Source organism: Micromonospora sp. PRAS1, from assembly GCF_059553435.1.
The window spans coordinates 1-17834 of the sequence record NZ_JCANNB010000043.1 but is presented as its reverse complement, the minus strand read 5'-3'; the positions used below and the strand labels follow the sequence as shown (position 1 = coordinate 17834).

Below are 17834 nucleotides of genomic sequence, written 5' to 3'. Positions count from 1 at the left end.
TGGCCGCTCAGATCTTCTCGACGGGGGCGTGCCGGAGCACCAGCCAGAGGGTCTGGTCGCCGAAGTCGATCTGGGCCCGGGCGCCGGGGCCGTGCCCCTCCACGGCCAGCACCCGGCCCAGCCCGTACCGCTGGTGGTTCACCCGGTCCCCGGCGGCGACCTTCGGGCCCTGCGGCAGTTCGCTCGCGGTGGAGAGCCGACTGCCGTCGACGCCGAGCTTGCGCGCCAGCTGGACGGCTCTCGGCGTACCCCCGGTGAAGCCGCCGCCGGCCCGCTCGCCGCGACCGCCCACGCCGCCACCAGTACCGCTCCAAGAGGTGTACGACCCCTCGGTCCGCTCCCAGCGGACCAGCTCGGGCGGCAGCTCCTCGACGAACCGGGACGGCGGGTTGTAGGCCGGTTGGCCCCAGGCCGAGCGGGTCACCGCCCGGGAGAGGTAGAGCCGCTGCCGCGCCCGGGTGATGCCGACGTACGCCAGCCGCCGCTCCTCCTCCAGCTCCCGGGTGTCGCCAAGCGACCGCAGATGCGGGAAGACGCCGTCCTCCAAGCCGGTCAGGAAGACCACCGGGAACTCCAGCCCCTTCGCGGTGTGCAGCGTCATCAGGGTGACCACGCCCTGGTGGTCGGGGTCGTCCGAGGGCACCTGGTCGGCGTCGGCGACCAGCGCGACCTGCTCCAGGAAACCCGCCACGGTGGCGCGCTGGCCCTCCGCCGCGGTCGCCTCGACCCGTTCGGTGTACTCGCGGGCGACGCTTACCAGCTCCTGAAGGTTGTCGAGCCGCCCGGCGTCCTGCGGATCGAGGCTCTCCTCCAGCTCGGCCAGGTAGCCCGAGCGGGCCAGCACCGCCTCCAGGACCTCCTCCGGAGTGCCGTCGACGGCCAACTCCCGAGCGGAGTCGAGCAGCGCCACGAACTCGGCGATGCCGTTGGCCGCCCGGGTGGAGATGCCCGGCGCGTCCTTGGCCCGCCGCAGCGCCGCACCGAAGGAGATCCGGTCGCGACCGGCCAGCGCCTCCACGCACGCCTCGGCGCGCTCGCCGATGCCCCGCCGCGGCGTGTTGAGGATCCGCCGGAGGCTGACCGTGTCGTCGTCGTTGACCACCGCGCGCAGGTAGGCCAGCGCGTCGCGGACCTCCTTGCGCTCGTAGAAGCGCACTCCACCGACGACCTTGTACGGCAGACCGAGCCGGATGAACACCTCCTCGAAGACCCGGGACTGCGCGTTTGTGCGGTAGAAGACCGCCACGTCACCCGGGCGGGCCTGGTCCGCGTCGACCAGCCGGTCGATCTCCCGGGTGACCCAGTCCGCCTCGGCGTGCTCGGTGTCGGCCACGTACGCGACGATCGGTTCACCGGCCCCGGCGTCGCTCCACAGTCGCTTCGGCTTGCGGGAGGTGTTGCGGTCGATCACCGCGTTCGCCGCGTTCAGGATGGTCTGGGTGGAGCGGTAGTTCTGCTCCAGCAGGATGGTGCGGGCATCGGTGAAGTCGCGTTCGAACTCGAGGATGTTGCGGATCGTCGCGCCCCGGAAGGCGTAGATCGACTGATCGGCGTCGCCGACCACGCACAGCTCCGCCGGCTCGAGCCCCTCGGTGCCGGAGACCAACTCCTTGATCAGGACGTACTGCGCGTGGTTGGTGTCCTGGTACTCGTCGACCAGCACGTGCCGGAACCGGCGCCGGTAGGTCTCGGCGACGTGCGGATGCGACTGGAGCAGGTGCACCGTCGTCATGATCAGGTCGTCGAAGTCGAGCGCGTGCGCCTCGCGCAGCCGCCGCTGGTAGAGCGCGTACGCCTCGGCCAGCGCCCGCTCGTTGGGCCCGGTGGCCCGGGCGGCGAAGGTCTCCGGGTCGACCAGCTCATTCTTCAGGTTGGAAACCTGGGCGGCCAGACCGCGCGCCGGGTAGCGCTTCGGGTCCAGGTCGAGTTCGCGGGCGACCAGCTGCATCAGCCGGCGCGAGTCGTCGGCGTCGTAGATCGAGAAGGTCGACTTGAGGCCGGCGTGCTCGTGCTCGGCCCGCAGGATCCGGACGCAGGCGGAGTGGAAGGTGGAGACCCACATCAGCCGGGCCCGCGGACCGACCAGGGCGGCCACCCGCTCCTTCATCTCACCGGCGGCCTTGTTGGTGAAGGTGATCGCGATGATCTCGCCGGGGTGCACGTCCCGGGCGGCGAGCAGGTACGCGATCCGGTGGGTCAGCACCCTGGTCTTGCCGGAGCCGGCACCGGCGACGATCAACAGCGGCGAACCCGCGTGGGTGACCGCGTCCCGCTGGGGACCGTTGAGGCCCTCGACCAGTTGCAGCGGATCGAGGCGACCAGGCGCGGGCCGGTGCGCCGGCAGCGCCCGCGCGGACTCGGACGGGGACGCGGGAATGTCGAAGAGAGGATGCATCGCACGCCGAGTCTATGCCGCGCCCCGGACATCCCCCGCCCGGCTCGGCCACCGTGCAAGGAAGGGCCCCCTGTTAACGCCTCCGGTAGAGGAAGGGCCCCTTCTTAACGGTTCTCCTTGCGAGCCCCGGGCTCGGGCGGCATACTCAACGGCGTGTTCGACCAGCGCTGCTACTTTTTCTACGGCTCCGGGAGTCCGGCAGCCGTGGGTCGCGCCTGATCGACAAGACCTACGAAAGCCCCGGGCTCCTCGGAGTCCGGGGCTTCTTCGTCCCGGGATCCGGGCACCGGGCACCAGACCGTGAGAGGTACCCGAAGATGACAGACGTGATGGAGCAGAGCGGAGCCCAGGCCGGTTCCGGCCCGACCTCGACTGGCAGCGGCCCGGCCGACAGCCCCGGCACCGAGCCGGGCAACCCGGGCACCGGCACCACGGAACCGATCGCCGCCGCCCGGATCGCCGAGATCCGGGTACGGATCGACGAGATCGACCGTACCCTCATCGAGCTGTGGCAGGAGCGGGCCGCGCTGTCCCGCGAGGTCGGTGCGACCCGGATGGCCTCCGGCGGGACCCGGCTCGTGCTCTCCCGGGAGCAGGAGATCCTGGAGCGTTTCCGCTCCGAACTCGGCGCCGACGGCACCCAGCTCGCCCTGCTGCTCCTGCGCGCCGGTCGCGGTCCACTCTGACCGCCACACCACTCTCCGGTACGTCCGCACCCGCCGAGCCTGCGCCCAGGCCGCCCGTAGACCAGGGCCGCAAGCCGGGCGCGGAGCGCGCCTGGCACCAGGGCGCAGCATGGCACCGGGCCGCGACCCGCGACATGGGACGGGGGCGCGACATGGGACCGGGGCGCGACATGGGACGGGGGGCGCGACATGGGACCGGGGCGCCGGCCGTTGATGACGGCCGACGCCCCGGATCACTGAGGAGGCACTACCTTCACCGCCGTTCCCGGTATGGATGGTCGGGTCCGACGGTGTCTTTGGGGCTACTCCGTCGCGTGCACCACGTCGCGTACCTCCGCGAAGTGGCAGGCGCTCGGGTGGCCGGACTTGTCCCGGATCTGAAGGAGCGGCTCCTGCTCGGCGCAGATGTCCTGGGCCTTCCAGCAGCGGGTGCGGAATCGGCAGCCCGACGGCGGGTCGGCCGGCGACGGCACATCGCCGGTCAGCACGATCTGGTCCCGGTGCCCGCGCAGCTTCGGGTCCGGCACCGGCACCGCGGAGAGCAGTGCCTGGGTGTACGGGTGGGTGGGGCTCTCGTAGATCTCGTCCTCGGTGCCGATCTCGACGATCTTGCCGAGGTACATGACCGCGACCCGGTCGGCGATGTGCCGGACCACCGACAGGTCGTGGGCGATGAAGATGTACGACAGGCCCAGCTCGTCCTGGAGCTTCTCCAGCAGGTTGATCACCTGCGCCTGGATGGAGACGTCCAGGGCCGACACCGGCTCGTCACAGAGGATGATCTCCGGGTTGAGCGCCAGGGCCCGGGCGATGCCGATCCGCTGCCGCTGACCGCCGGAGAACTGGTGCGGATACCGGTTGATGTGGTCGGGGTTGAGACCGACCAGCTCCAGCAGCTCCTGCACCTTGCCCCGCCGCTCGCCCTTCGGCACCACGTCCGGGTGCACCTGGAACGGCTCACCGATGATGTCGCCGACGGTCATCCGGGGGTTGAGCGAGGTGTACGGGTCCTGCATCACCAGCTGGATGTTGCGCCGGCCACGCCGACGCTCCTCGCCACCGACCTTTGACATGTTCTTGCCCTGCACGAACAGGTCACCGGAGGTCGGCGTCTCCAGCCCGACCAGCATCCGGGCCAGCGTGGACTTGCCGCAGCCGGACTCGCCCACGATGCCGAGCGTCTCACCCCGGCGCAGTTCGAGGTTGACCCCGTCCACCGCGCGTACCGCGCCGTACTGCTTCTTGAAGACGATTCCCCGGGTCAGTGGGAAGTGCTTGACCAGGTTTCTGGTCTCCAGCACCAGATCACTCATCGCCCTTGACCTCCTTCCAGAAGTGGCAGGCGGCCGTCCGGCTCGGCGACACCTGGTACAACGGCGGCGCGGGATCCTTCCGGCAGACCTCCTGGGCGTACCGGCACCTGGGGTTGAACGCGCAACCCGGCGGGATGTTGGTAAGTACCGGCGGCAGGCCCTTGATGGCGCTGAGTTCCTGACCCTTGAGGTCCAGGCGCGGGATCGACTCCAGCAGACCCTTGGTGTACGGGTGAGCCGGGCTGGCGTAGATGTCGTCCACGCCGGCTTCCTCGATGACCCGGCCGGCGTACATGACCGAGATCCGGTCGGCCACGTCGGCCACCACACCCATGTCGTGGGTGATCAGCACCAGGCCCATGTTCCGTTCCCGCTGCAACTCCGCCAGCAGCGCCATGATCTGGGCCTGCACCGTCACGTCCAGCGCGGTGGTCGGCTCGTCGGCGATCAACACCTCGGGGTCGAGGGCCAACGCCATCGCGATCATGACCCGCTGCCGCATGCCGCCGGAGAACTGGTGCGGGTAGTCGTTCACCCGCTGCTTGGCCGCCGGAATCTTGACCAGGTCGAGCAGTTCGACGGCGCGCGCCTTGGCGTCCTGGCGGGACATCCCCCGGTGCTTGCGGAACAGCTCGGCGAGCTGGAACCCGACGGTGAAGACCGGGTTCAGCGCGGAGAGCGCGTCCTGGAAGATCATCGCGATCCGGTTCGCCCGCACCTTGCGGCGTTCGGACTCCGGCAGCTTGAGCAGGTCGACGCCGCGGTAGAGGATCTGCCCACCGGTGATGAAGCCGGGTGGCGTGTCCAGGATGCCCATGATCGCCTGGGCGGTCACGCTCTTGCCGCAACCGGACTCACCGAGGATCGCCCGGGTCTCGCCGGCTCGCAGGTCGAAGCTCACCCCGTTGACGGCGTGCGCGACACCGTTGCGGGTACGGAACTCCACGTGCAGGTCCTTGACCTGCAACGGCAACGCGTTCGGATCGACGCCCGTCAGCGCGTCCAGCTTGACGTTCACGTCAGTGCTCATGGTTCGCTCGCTCATGCGACTCACCGGAACTTCGGGTCGAGGGCGTCACGCAGGGCGTCACCCATGAGGATGAAGGACAGCACCGTGCCCACCAGCAGACCGCAGGGGAAGAGCAGCAGCCACGGGTCCTCCAGGAAGTAGACCTGGTGGGCGCTGATCATGATGCCCCAGGACTGCGCGGGCGGCTGAAGGCCGACGCCGAGGAAGGTCAGCGTCGCCTCCGCGGCAACGAACGAGCCGAGCACGATGGTGGCGTACACAAGCATCGGGGCGATCGCGTTGGGCAGGATGTGCCGGAACATCACCCGACCGTTGCGGGCCCCGACCGCCTTCGCGGCGTGCACGTAGTCCAGGTCCTTGGACGAGATCACGCTGCCTCGGATGATCCGGGCGATGGTCGGCCAGGCCAGCAGGAAGAGCACCAGGCTGATGGTCCAGATGTTCTGCCGCTTGATCACGGTGAGGAAGACGATCGCGCCGAGCAGGAACGGCAGCGAGAAGAAGATGTCCATCACCCGGGAGATGACGGTGTCCACCCAGCCGCCGTAGTAGCCGGCGAGCAGGCCGAGCAGGCCACCGACGATCACGATCGCGGAGGTCGCCATCATCGCGATCACCATCGACGGGCGGGCCCCGTAGATCGCGTGCGCGTAGTAGTCGCAGCCGAGGATGTCGGTGCCGAACAGGTGCTCGGCGCTCGGCGAGAGCCGCGACCGGTTGGTGTTGCAGTCGCGCGGATCCTGACTGGTCCAGAGCCACGGGAAGGCCGCCATGGAGCCGACCACGAGGATGTAGAGGAACGCGATCACGAAGACCGGGTCGCGCACCAGCTGCCGGCGAGCGTCCGCCCACAGGCTGGCGCTGCGCTCCTTCCCGCCGGTGGCGGGCCGATCCGGCGTCGGGCCGTCGCCGCCGACCGGCGCGCCACCGACCGCGGTACCTGCGCTCGTCAGATCACTCATGCCGGCACCCCGCTCCGCTCCGTGCCGCCATGAGGCAGCGCCGCACTGGGCCGGACGATTCGCTCGCTCATGTCCACACCTCGTTTCGCTCTGCCCTGCCCTGGGCGGGGATCTCCCGCCGGTCACTCGCCATGGCGCCGTCACTCATAGCGGATCCTCGGGTCGAGCACCGCGTACAGGAGGTCCACCAGCAGGTTGGCGAGCAGGACGACAAGCACCAGCATGGTCACCACGCCGATCACCACCGACGACTCGCCGGTCCGGGCGGACATGGTCACCAGCCGGCCGATGCCGGGCACGTTGAAGATCGTCTCGGTGACCACGGCACCGGCCATCGCCGCACCGATGTCGACACCCAGGAAGGTGATCACCGGGATCAACGAGTTGCGCAGCGTGTGCACGCCGATCACCCGCTTGTTGGTCAGCCCCTTGGCCTTGGCCGTCCGGACGTAGTCGGCCCGGATGTTCTCCATGATGCTGGTCCGGGTGAGCCGGGCGGTAGTGGCCAGCGAGACCGCGCCGAGCACCATGCCCGGGATGATCAGGCTGGCGAACGGGTAGTCGGGCTTGAAACCAGGGGTGAAGACGCCGACGGAGATCACGTCGGGGATCCAGTCCTGCCCCCGCAACACGTTCCCGAACTTGACCCCGACGAACTCCCGAACCACCACACCGAGCACGAAGATCGGCACCGAGATGATGAAGACCGTGCTGATCTTCACCAGGTTGTCCGCGAAGCTGCCGCCGCGCAGGCCGGCCCAGACGCCGGCGGCGATGCCGACGACCGCCTCGAAGATGATCGCGATCAGCAGCAGCTTGAGGGTGAACGGGATGGCGTCGGCCACCAGTTCGGTGACCTCCCGCTGGCGCAGGTTGATGCCGAAGTCGAAGTGGAAGAAGATGCCCTGCAACCGGTCCAGGAAGAGCCCGAAGCAGGGGTTCCCCCGCTCGTCCAGGCAGGGGTCGCCGTAGCCGAGACGCTCGGTTACCGCTTGCAGCAGGGCGGGCGGTGGGGTCCGGTCACCGAAGAGCGCCCGGACGGGGTTCCCGCTGAACTGGATCGCCAGCGAGGTGATGTAGTGAAGCAGGAACATGGTGCCCAGCACGGTCGGGATGAACTGGAGCAACCGTCGAATGACGTAGCGCCCCATCGCGGGGTCTCCTCTCGGCGCTGACGTGGCGGCAACGATCACCCTGGTGGGGTGACCGTTGCCGCCACGTCGTGTTACGGCTGGTTCAGGAGGCTGGGGCTCAGTTCTGCTTCAGCGAGGTCGCGCCGTAGTCAGCGTCCGCGACGGCGTTCCACACGAACTGGTCCACGTTCTCGCTGTAGATGGCCGCTTCCTTACGCCACCACATCGGGATGACCGGCAGGTCCTCGGCGAGGAGATCCTCGGCCTGCTGGTAGAACGGGATGGCGGCCTGCATCGAGTCGGCCGAGTCGCCCTGCGTCATCAGCGCGTCGAACTGCTCGTTCTTGTAGCCCGAGTTGTTGCTGCCCGCGGAGGAGCCGTACAGCGGGTACAGGAAGGTCTCCAGGAACGGGTAGTCCGGGCCCCAGCCGAGGCGGTACGGACCGGTGAACTTCTTCTGGTCCGCGGTCTCGAGGTACTCGGCGAACTGCAGGTTGACCTTCAGCTCGTAGTCGATGCCCAGGGCGGCCTTGATCTGGTCGCCGACCGCCTGGAGCCAGGCGTCGTGGCCGGCACCGGCGTTGGCCCACAGGATCAGCTTCTTGCCGGCCGGCCAGCCGCCGGCCTCGTCGAGCAGCTGCTTGGCCTTGGCCGCGTCCGGGGTGCAGTACTGGCAGATGTTCTCCCGGCCGCCCTCGAAGCTCGGGGCGACGAAGCCACTGGCCGGGGCGAACCGGCCGTCGAAGACGGCGTCGATGATCGACTGGCGGTCGATCGACAGGGAGATGGCCTGGCGGATCCGCTTGTCCTTGAAGTCATCGTTGTAGAGCGGGAAGCCGACGTAGGTGAAGCTGTCACCGGCCAGTTCGAACATCCGGTCGCCGTACTGCTGCTTGGCCTCCTTGTAACGGGCCGGCGGCAGGGTGTACATCACGTCCAGCTCGCCGGCCTGGAAGGCGGCGTAGCCGGCGTCGACGTCGGCGAAGATGCGGTACTCGATGCGGTCCGGCTTGCCGGCCTCGCCCTGCCAGCTGTCGCTGCGGTTCAGGTTGATGGCGACGTTGTGCTGCCAGCTACCGTCGATCTTGTACGGGCCGTTGCCGATCGGGGTCTCGTTGCACTTGGCGATGTCGTCGACGCACGCCTGGGCCATCGGGAAGAAGCCCGGGTAGCCGATCGTGGTCGGGAAGCCGGAGAAGGGCGCGTCCAGCTCGACGGTGAAGGTGAGGTCGTCGACCTTCTTCAGGCCGGCGAGCTCCTTGGCCTTCGGCTCCGGGGCCTTCTGCGGGCCGTCGCCGTCCGGGTCCTCGGACTGGACGTCCTTGACGCCGGCGATCCGCTTCATGAAGTAGCCGTTGTTCTGGGCGTTCGGCCCGTACGCGGCGAAGTTCCACGAGCGGATGAAGGCGTCGGCGTTGACCGGCTCGCCGTTGTCGAAGGTGTAGCCGCTCTTGATCTTGATCGTCCAGAGCTTCTGGTCGTCCGACTCGACCGACTCGGCGATGTCCATCTCGACCGCGGAGGTCTCGGCGTTGTACTTGACCAGACCACGGTACAGCTGACGGATCACGTACAGCGACGGCTCGTCATCACCGCCGGAGGGCGTCAGGAACGCCGGCTCCGCGTTGTAGACACGCAGCGTGCCGCCGGCCGCGCCGGCGTCATCGTCGTTGTCGCCTCCGCCGCCACAGGCGGTGGCCAACATGGCGGTGGCGGTCGCCGCGACCGCCACCTTCAGGAATTTCCCGCGCATGGGAGTGCCTCCTCAGGGCGCTCGGCTCACGAGGGGGTGTGAGGTGCCTGCCACTGTGACACCCGATGCGCCCAAGCCGGAAGGCGTGTTATCAAGCCGATACCCGCCCGGGACGGGGTCGACATCCACCTGGAGTCGCTTTCAGCGCCCGCCGGACGCATGGTATGAGCTGGCCGTCAACGCATTTTTGCGCCTGAACGGCCGATTGGCAGGGCGGTCCCGACGGGCCACGGCAACGCCCGGATTCCCGACGTGAGTAGCACCACTCCCAACGGGATGTTACCCGAACGGACGAGGCCATCTCCAGCCGGGCGGCCGAGCTGGTCGCCCGGCTGATCAGCCCGCCGACCGGGCCGGAGTCACACCAGCCGTCGATCCGCCGCCCACCGGGACAGCTCGTACCGGTTGGACATCTGGAGCTTGCGGAGCACGTTGGAGACGTGCGTCTCGACGGTCTTGATCGAGATGTACAGCTCCCGGGCGATCTCCTTGTACGCGTACCCCCGGGCGAGCAGCCGCAGCACCTCGCGTTCCCGGTTGGTCAGCTGGTCCAGCTCCGGATCGGCCACCGGGGCGTCCGGCCGGGCCGCGAAGGCGTCCAGCACGAACCCGGCCAGCCGCGGGCTGAACACGGCATCACCGTCGGCCACCCGGCGGATCGCCGCGGCCAGTTCGTCCGGCGAGATGGTCTTGGTGACGTACCCCCGGGCACCGGCCCGGATCAGCCCGATCACGTCCTCGGCGGCGTCGGAGACGCTGAGCGCCAGGAAGCGCACCTGCGGGTGACTGCGGCGCATCGCCTCCAGCACCGCCCGGCCGCCGCCGTCGGGCATGTGCACGTCGAGCAGGACGACGTCCGGCACGGTGGCCGCGATCCGGCTGACCGCCTCGGCCACCGTGCTCGCCTCACCCACCACCTCGACGTGGGCGCCCAGCTCGGCGCGTACGCCCGCGCGGAACATGGCGTGGTCGTCGACCAGGAACACCCGCAGCCGCTGCGGCTCGGTGCCCGCCGGGTCGACCGGTTGCGTCGACTGCTCAGCCATCATCTGTCCCTTTCCGCTGTGGCCGACTCCCGGGTGATCGGCAGGATCAACCGGACCTCGGTCCCCTCCCCCGGCTCGGAGCGGATCTCCGCCCGGCCGCCGTGCCGCTTCATCCGCCCGACGATCGAGCCCCGCACACCGTGCCGGTGATGCTCCACCGTATCGGGATCGAAGCCCACCCCCCGGTCCCGTACGAAGGCGCTGACCTGCTCGGGTTCCACCTCGGCGTACAGGGAAATGGTCTGCACCCCGGCGTGGCGTGCGGCGTTGACCAACGCCTCGCGGGCCGCGGCGACCAGCGCACCGATCCGCTCGTCGGTCTCCCGGTCACCGACCACCACGGTCTCCACGGTGATCGCGAAGGTGTCCTCGACCTCGGCGGCGGCCTGCTCCAGAGCAGCCGCGAAACGTTCGGTGGGCGACGCGGTGGGTTTGTAGAGCCAGTTGCGCAACGACCGCTCCTGACCACGGGCGAGTCGCTGCACCGTCTTGACGTCGCTGGCGTTGCGCTGGATCAGGGCGAGGGTGTGCAGCACCTGGTCGTGCACCATGGCCGCCAGTTCAGCCCGCTCCTGTTCGCGGATGCGTCCCTCCCGCTCCGAACGGAGCTGGTTCCAGGTCCGCCAGAGCACCGGCGCGGCCACCACTCCGACGCCGGCCAGCCCGACCAGCGCGAAGATCACACCATTGACCACGGCATCCAGGTTCTGCGCCGGGGAGTAGACGGCCGCGACCCCGATGATGCCGACCGCGACCAGCACCCCGCCGCCGACGAAGCGGAGCACGAAGGCCCGCCGGTCGCTCTCCTCGATCACCGCGCCGAGCCAGGGCACCGGCATCGACTCGCCCCACTGCCGCCGCCGCTCCGGCGCGGACTGGTGCCAGATCACCCCGGCGCCGACCGCGATGATGGCGACCAGCCAGCCCGCCGTGCCGGCCGCGCCGATCGAGTCGAAGACCAGAACCTGGATCAGCAGTACGCCGAGGCCGATCGCGACGAAGGGCAGCAGTTGCCCGATGTCGCGGCGGGGCGGTACGGCGGTGTCACCGGGGCGTACCGGGACCACGGCCCAAAAGGCCGCGTAGAGCAGCAGGCCGAGCCCGCTCAACCCGAGCAGCACCATGAACGCGACCCGGACCCGGATCACCGGTACACCGAGATGCTCGGCGATGCCGGCGGCCACCCCGGCCGCCATCCGGTGCTCCGGAGCGCGGTAGAGGCGGGGTGGCTGGCTGACTGCGCTGATCGTGGGCTCCCTGGTCAGGACGGGGCGGGCGACTCGATGTGACCCGCTCCGATCGTCACACGTGGCGTGGTCGGCCGACCACGGGGACGCCCCCGACATTCCGGGACGCCGGATCTCAGGGTGGGGTCAGGGTCGCCTCCGGAGGTCGCTCGGGCACCCGGCCCAGCAGGATCGGAGGCATGACCGACGATGCTGCCCAGCGGCCGGGGCCGACGGAGCCGGAATCGACGCCGGCCACGCCCGCCGAGCCGGCCGCGCCCGAATCGCCCGGCGCCCCGGAGGAGACCGCGGCATCGGGTGCGACCGAAGCGACCGCCACCGCGCCGCCGGCCGGTGGTGCCACGACCGGAGCACCGCCGCCGCGAGCGGACGACCCGACGGGCACACCACCGCCGGGGTCCGGGGCGGGGGCGGCCTTCGGGAGCGCCGGTTTCACCTCGCGGTACGGGCTGGTCCGTCCCCGCGACGGCCGCTACCTGGCCGGCGTGTGCGCCGCCGTCGGTCGGGCCACCAACACGGATCCGGTGCTCTGGCGGGTGCTGCTCGCGGTGCTGGGCTTCTTCGGCGGCGTCGGCATCCTGGTCTACGTCGCCGCCTGGCTGATCATCCCGAACGAGGGCGACACCGCCTCGCCTGTCGAATCCATGCTGGGCCGGGGCCGTTCCAGCATGTCCCCGATCACGGTGATCGTGCTCAGCATCCTGGTGGCGGTGAGCTTCGGCTACATCGTCACCGACGCGTTCCGCGCGGTGCTGCTCGGCGCGGCCATCCTGGTCGGCGGCGCGCTGCTGCTCAACCGCCAGCAGCGGGAACCACGCCCGGGCGGGCCGCCGAACGCAGCATGGGCCGCGCCGAACGCGCCATGGCCCGCGCCGACCGGCCCGGTGCCGCCCGCCACGCCAACCGCCCCGGTGGCGTCGGGCACACCGGCCGGGCCGGTGCCGCCGATCAGCTATCCCGCCCCGGCGGCGTACGAGTCGCCGCCCGTCGGCGGCGTCCCGGCCACGACCACGGTGCCGGCCACCCTCCCGCCGTACCTCCCGACCACGACCCTCCCGCTGTCGGGAGCCCCGGCTGCCGGCCAACCCGAGGAGCCCACCCTGAACCTGCCTCCGGCACCGGCGTGGCCGTCGACCGGCGCCCCGGCCGCGCCGCCCGCCGCACCGGTCTACCGTCCCCCGTTCGCCCCGCACGGCCCGTACGCCGGGCAGACCGCGCAGGCGCCACCACCGGTCCCTCCCAGACCGCCCAAGCCACCCAAGAAACCCCGCGAGCGCTCCGCCCTCGGCGCGGTCACCTTCTCGTTGATCTTCGTTGCGCTGGGTGTGGTCGGGATCCTCGACCTGCTCGACGTGTTCCGGGTCGGCGCCTCCGGCTACTTCGCCGCGGCACTCGCCGTGATCGGTCTGGGCCTGCTCGTGGGTACCTGGTTCGGCCGGGCCCGCTGGCTGATCGCGCTCGGCCTGGTGACCGCCGCCGCGTTGGGCGTGGCCACCATCGCCGAGTCGTACGACCGGGTCCGCGGGGTGGACGGCGCGGTCACCTGGGCACCGAACGACCACCGCGAACTCGCCGTCCGGTACGAGCAGAGCTTCGCCAGCGCGCTGCTCGACCTGCGGGCGGTCGACTTCGACCAGCAGGACACCGAGATCACCGTGGTCATCAACTTCGGCGAGGCCAGAGTGGTGGTGCCGCCGAACGTGGACGTCACCGCCGTGACGCAGATAAGCGCCGGGGAGGCCAAGGTCTTCGGCCAACGCACCGCCGGGCTGGACAATCCGCTCGCGGAGATCGTCGACCTGGGCGCGGACGGGGCCGGCGGCGGAAAGCTGCGCCTCAACCTGCACATCAACGCCGGACATATGGAGGTGACCCGGTGAGGGTCCACCGCACCGACCTGGTGTCCTTCGCCTTCGGGCTGCTCTTCGTCGCGCTCGCCGCCTGGTGGCTGCTCGCCCAGCTGCTCGGTCTCGTGCTGCCGCCGGTCGGTTGGTTCCTGGCCGGCGGGCTGATCCTGATCGGCGGGCTCGGCCTGATCGGCGCCCTGAGTTCCAATCGCTACGCCGCCAAGCCGCAACCGCCCGCCCCGGCCGAGCCGGACCCGGCCAGCCGGCAACCGTCCGCCCCGGTCGAGCCGGACCCCACCGGTCCGGAGACGGTGGGTCCCGTCGAGCCGGAGCCGTGGGCAACCAGCGGCCCGGAGACGCCGGAACCGGGCAGTTCCTCCTGGTCGGTCGCCACCGAGCCGGAGCCGACCGACGTCGAGCCGCGCGCCACGTCCCAGCCGGGTGCCGAGCGTACGCTCGACCTCTCCACCGGGGACGAAGCGCCGCCGGGGCAGCGCGGGTCGGCATCCTGACCACGCCGCAGCCGGTCGCCTGTGGCGGCGCAGCGGTCGGTCGGCCCGACGGCTGACCATGCGGCTGCGGTCGCTGGCCGCCTATGCTGGCCGTTGTGCCTCCGCCGTCCCCGGCCAGCTCGCGCCGCGGGGCATCCCTCGCGGGTCGCCGCCTCGTGCGAGCCGGCCGGCGGGGGCCGAACCCGCCGGGCGGCGATCTCGCGTCAGTCGCCTCTACCTCGTCAGGAGCCCGTTCGACATGAGCCAGTCCCCCGCCGTGCGCGCCCCCGGTGGTTCCGGTTCGGCCCGCCTCGGCGAGCGCGCCGCCCGTACCCTCGTCTCCGAACTCGCCCGGATCAACGCCCCGAAGGCCGCTCTGCTGGTCGGCGCGGCACCGGAGTCCGCCGTACTGGCCGCCGCGTTCGAAGCGCTGCTGCCCGGCGACACCCTCACCGTGGTCCCGGTCGACCGGGTCAGCGCCACGGCGCTACGGGAACACGTCACCGCGCAGGGCCGCTGGATCGCCGACCGGGTACGCGTGGTGGAGAGCCTCGCCGAGGCCGAGCCGGCCGCGGTGGTGGTCGCCGGCGAGGCGTACGTCGGGTCGGCCGACGAGACGCGTGCCGCCATCGAGACGCTCACCAAGTACCTGACCGACGGTGGCGTGCTAAGCGTGGCCACCGCCGTCGCCCGGACCGCCGGTGCCGCCGCCGAGTTGGACCGCCAGGGTGCGCTGCACGGCGTCGGCAGCGATCTGGTGCTGCGCAACTCCCCGCCGGTACGGGTGTACCGGCTCCGCTTCACCCCGGCGGAGGCCAGCACGGCGGAGCACCTCGCCCCGGCCTATCGCCCGTCGAGCGTCCCGGTCACCCGGGACATGCACATCGACTCCAACGGGGTGGCCGCCGCCGGCATCGCCCTCGGGCTGGCCGCGCTGACCCGGCTGGCCCGGCCGAAGTCGAAGCTCTGGCTGCTGCCCGCGCTGGCCGCCGCACCGGTGGCAGCCTTCTTCCGGGACCCGGAGCGGGACGTACCGGAGGACCCGTCGGCCGTGGTAGCCGCTGCGGACGGTCAGGTGCTGTCGGTCCAACGCCTGCACGACGAGCGGTTCGGCGACGGCGAGTTCCTGCGGGTCGCGGTCTTCCTGTCCGTGCTCGACGTGCACGTCAACCGTTCGCCGGTGGCCGGCAAGGTGGTGGACTACTTCGTCGCGGACGGCGGGTTCGTCAACGCGATGAAGCCGGACGCCGAGCACAACGTGGCCGCCTACACGGTGCTGGACACCACGCACGGCACGGTCGTGGTGGCGCAGCGGACGGGTCTGATCGCCCGCCGGATCGTGCAGCGGGCCCCGATCGGATCACTGCTGGCTCGGGGTGAGCGGCTCGGGCTGATCCGGTTCGGTTCGCGTACCGACGTCTACCTGCCGGCCGAGGCGGCAGAGCCGCTGGTCGGTCCGGGTGACAAGGTGATCGGCGGGTCGACCGTCATCGCCCGCTGGCGCTGATCGGGACAGCGAAAAGGGGCGCCGCGTCGACCGCGGCGCCCCTTTTCGGTTACTGGGAGATCAGATGTTCTCCGGTTACTGGGAGATCAGATGGTGCGACTTACTGGGAGATCAGATGGTGCGACGCTGGCGCAGCCAGAGCACCGGCCCACTGACCAGGTAACCCACCACGATCAGGCCGAAGGTGAGCCGGATGTCGATCAGCGCGCCGACCACCGGAACGAACCAGACCCACGGCGGCAGTTTGACCAGCCGGGCGAGCTTCGCGTACGGGAAGCTGCTGACCATGGTGAAGGCGAGCAGCGCCACACCGGCGATCTGCACCGCTCCCGGCACCGGGAGGCCGATGACCACCATCAGGGCCAGCACGGCCGCCGCCATCGTGGTCGGCACCCCGGAGAAGAAGCGACCGTCGTTGGGCGAGACGTTGAACCGGGCCAGTCGGATCGCGGCGCAGGCCGCCACGAGCGCCGCCGCCACCGCGGCGGCAGCCGTCGGCACCTCACCGGCGAGCGAGGCGTAGACCACCACGGGTGCGGCGAGGCCGAAGGAGCACATGTCGGCCAGCGAGTCCATCTGGGCGCCGAACGGGCTGGACACCCCGAGCTTGCGGGCCAGCGCGCCGTCCAGACCGTCGAAGGCGACGCAGGCGATGAGGAGGAAGGCGGCGAGCCGGACGTTGCCGTGCATGGCCACGAAGATCGCGTTGATGCCGAGCAGCAGGCTGGCCAGGGTGCAGGCGTTGACAAGCGCGAACTTCATCCGCCGGGCCGGTGTCCGGGCACCGGGGAGCAGCGGGACGCTTGTCGCAGCCGGTTCGTCCGCCACGGGGGTCGGCGCGCTGGCGTGGGGTACCGGCGGCAGCGGCGCGACGGCGGGACTGACCGGTGCGATTGTCTCGATCCCCGCGCGGTGGAACCGCTGCAGGCCGTACCGGCGACGCGGGCGGTCCGCGTAGCGGGGCTCGGGCAGCATGTCGGTCCCGCCGTGCAGTTCCGCACCTCGGCGGCCGACGCGGACCAGCAGGACCTGACGAGCGAGGGTGCCGCTGCGACGCAGCGGGCCCGTCCAGCTTCGCCCTGCGGGACGCGGGCTGTCAGTCGTACGACGCCGGCGCCATGGGGCTCTCGGCACGTTTCCTCCATCACCGGATCGGGTGGCCGCCGCGCGGGCGGGTGTCCGGCTGTCTCGTGCCGGACCTTTCGGGCCCGGCAGCCATTTTGCGGAGTACACCATCGCACAGGGGGGTGGGGATTGGCGATAGCTGCCGGCGGTACTTATATCTCCCGTAACCGTGCGAACCGCCGCGTTATTCCCATCCCGGGCGTGATCGCCCGTTTTCCCCATCGACCCTTACCCGACTGTACCGGAGCTGGTCACCACCGGCCCGGCGAGCGGCGGCCGACAGCGCCGCGACGCCTGTCACCCGGGCACCCCCAGCACCTCGGCAGCAATCTCCGTCAGCGGCAGTTCTCGCAGCTCAGAGCGGGTGAACCAGCTGGCGCGGGCGGTCGAGCCGCCGGCCAGCTCGGTCACCGCCGGCTCGGTCGGAACATCGACCGCGACCCGGTAGACGACCCGGATGCCATGCCAGTCGATGGGGTACCCCTCCGGGCCGAGTGCTGCTGGATTGTGAAGATTGTCCACCCCGATCAGCTCGATCACCCGACCCAGCTGACCCGACTCCTCGACCATTTCCCGTAGCAGCGCGGTGACAGGCTGTTCGCCATGATCCGTACCGCCGCCCGGCAGGTGCCACCGGCCGGCACCCGGATACCCCTCCGCGATAAGACACAACAGCACCCGGTCGGCGGGATCGGTGACCAGACCGTACGCCCCGAAGCGCCGCCGCCGCCCGGCCTCCGGTGCGGCGAACGGCTCCCGGCGGCGCAGCGCACCCGCCGGCAGCGGGACCACCGGGAGGCCCAGGGCCTCGGCGGTGAAGGCCAGCAACGGCAGCGCCGCCGCCTCCGCCAGGCTCAGCCAACGGGCCAGGTCGGTGCTGCCCTCCGCCTCGGCCCGCAGCGCCCCGCCCACCGGGGTCAGATCGAAGATCATCCGGTCGGTGTGCAGGGCCACCCCCTGGTCTGGGTACGGCACCACGTCCGCGACCACGGCCCGCAGCCCGGTCACCTCGACGGAGAGCCCGGTCTCCTCGGCGACCTCGCGGACCACCGCACGCGCGGGATGCTCGGCGTGCTCCAGGCCGCCGCCGGGCAACGACCACACCCCGGGAAAGTCGGCCCATCGGGAACCCCGCACCAGCAGCACCCGCGCCTGCTCGGCGTCCCACACCACCCCGTACGCCCCGACCCGCCGCACCTGCTCCACGCCCCGCCCTCCCACCGTCGACGGCCGTCGATCATGAAGTTATCGCCCCCCGCCCCGGCGTGCCATGACAATAACTTCATGATCAACGGGGAG

13 protein-coding genes and 1 pseudogene are annotated in these 17834 nt (G+C 70.8%); 4 read left to right on the top strand and 10 right to left on the bottom strand.

All coding sequences use genetic code 11. The annotated features are described in order from the left end of the window. Positions 1–7 precede the first annotated feature (7 nt). The gene (gene pcrA, locus AC507J_RS28035) at positions 8–2395 is read right to left on the bottom strand and encodes a DNA helicase PcrA (RefSeq protein ID WP_496292760.1); all 2388 of its coding nucleotides are present in this window, start codon (positions 2393–2395) and stop codon (positions 8–10) included. Between the two features lie 317 nt (positions 2396–2712). Between pcrA and AC507J_RS28030 the strand changes: the two genes are divergently transcribed. Continuing rightward, positions 2713–3081, top strand: coding sequence for a chorismate mutase (locus AC507J_RS28030; RefSeq protein WP_496292758.1), 369 nt, complete (start codon positions 2713–2715; stop codon positions 3079–3081). Between the two features lie 302 nt (positions 3082–3383). On the opposite strand, the gene AC507J_RS28025 is transcribed toward AC507J_RS28030, so the two are convergent. From AC507J_RS28025 to AC507J_RS27995, 7 genes are all read right to left on the bottom strand, one after another. Continuing rightward, entirely contained in the window at positions 3384–4394 is a 1011-nt protein-coding gene (locus tag AC507J_RS28025; protein ID WP_496292756.1) for an ABC transporter ATP-binding protein, read from the bottom strand. After that, on the bottom strand, positions 4387–5424 hold the full coding sequence (locus tag AC507J_RS28020) for an ABC transporter ATP-binding protein (RefSeq protein WP_496292754.1): 1038 nt from the start codon (positions 5422–5424) through the stop codon (positions 4387–4389). The genes AC507J_RS28025 and AC507J_RS28020 overlap by 8 nt, the downstream gene beginning before the upstream one ends. 20 nt (positions 5425–5444) lie before the next feature. Further along, complete coding sequence (locus AC507J_RS28015) at positions 5445–6386, bottom strand: ABC transporter permease (protein ID WP_496292752.1); 942 nt, start codon at positions 6384–6386, stop codon at positions 5445–5447. Positions 6387–6526: 140 nt separating this feature from the next. Beyond that, a complete protein-coding gene (locus AC507J_RS28010; RefSeq protein WP_496292751.1) occupies positions 6527–7537 on the bottom strand; it encodes an ABC transporter permease in 1011 nt (336 codons plus the stop codon). A gap of 100 nt (positions 7538–7637) precedes the next feature. Beyond that, positions 7638–9272 carry a peptide ABC transporter substrate-binding protein gene (locus tag AC507J_RS28005; RefSeq protein ID WP_496292749.1) on the bottom strand — a complete coding sequence of 545 codons (1635 nt, stop codon included), beginning with the start codon at positions 9270–9272 and terminating at the stop codon, positions 7638–7640. Between the two features lie 359 nt (positions 9273–9631). After that, entirely contained in the window at positions 9632–10318 is a 687-nt protein-coding gene (locus AC507J_RS28000) for a response regulator (protein WP_496292747.1), read from the bottom strand. Continuing rightward, positions 10318–11583: a PspC domain-containing protein gene (locus AC507J_RS27995; protein ID WP_496292827.1), complete on the bottom strand. Its 1266-nt coding sequence runs from the start codon at positions 11581–11583 to the stop codon at positions 10318–10320. Before AC507J_RS27995 ends, AC507J_RS28000 begins: the two co-directional genes overlap by 1 nt. A gap of 161 nt (positions 11584–11744) precedes the next feature. Between AC507J_RS27995 and AC507J_RS27990 the strand changes: the two genes are divergently transcribed. The 3 genes and pseudogenes from AC507J_RS27990 (at position 11745) to AC507J_RS27980 (ending at position 15410) form a co-directional block, all read left to right on the top strand. Further along, the gene (locus AC507J_RS27990; protein ID WP_496292745.1) at positions 11745–13445 is read left to right on the top strand and encodes a PspC domain-containing protein; all 1701 of its coding nucleotides are present in this window, start codon (positions 11745–11747) and stop codon (positions 13443–13445) included. After that, a pseudogene (locus tag AC507J_RS27985) lies at positions 13442–13675 on the top strand (hypothetical protein); the annotation flags it as partial. The gene AC507J_RS27990 and the pseudogene AC507J_RS27985, both read left to right, overlap by 4 nt. 487 nt (positions 13676–14162) lie before the next feature. Beyond that, entirely contained in the window at positions 14163–15410 is a 1248-nt protein-coding gene (locus AC507J_RS27980; protein ID WP_496292743.1) for a phosphatidylserine decarboxylase, read from the top strand. Positions 15411–15521: 111 nt separating this feature from the next. On the opposite strand, the gene AC507J_RS27975 is transcribed toward AC507J_RS27980, so the two are convergent. Continuing rightward, positions 15522–16469, bottom strand: a complete 948-nt coding sequence (locus AC507J_RS27975) for a CDP-alcohol phosphatidyltransferase family protein (RefSeq protein WP_496292825.1) — start codon at positions 16467–16469, stop codon at positions 15522–15524. Between the two features lie 363 nt (positions 16470–16832). Continuing rightward, complete coding sequence (locus AC507J_RS27970; protein ID WP_496292741.1) at positions 16833–17741, bottom strand: NUDIX domain-containing protein; 909 nt, start codon at positions 17739–17741, stop codon at positions 16833–16835. Positions 17742–17834 lie beyond the last annotated feature (93 nt).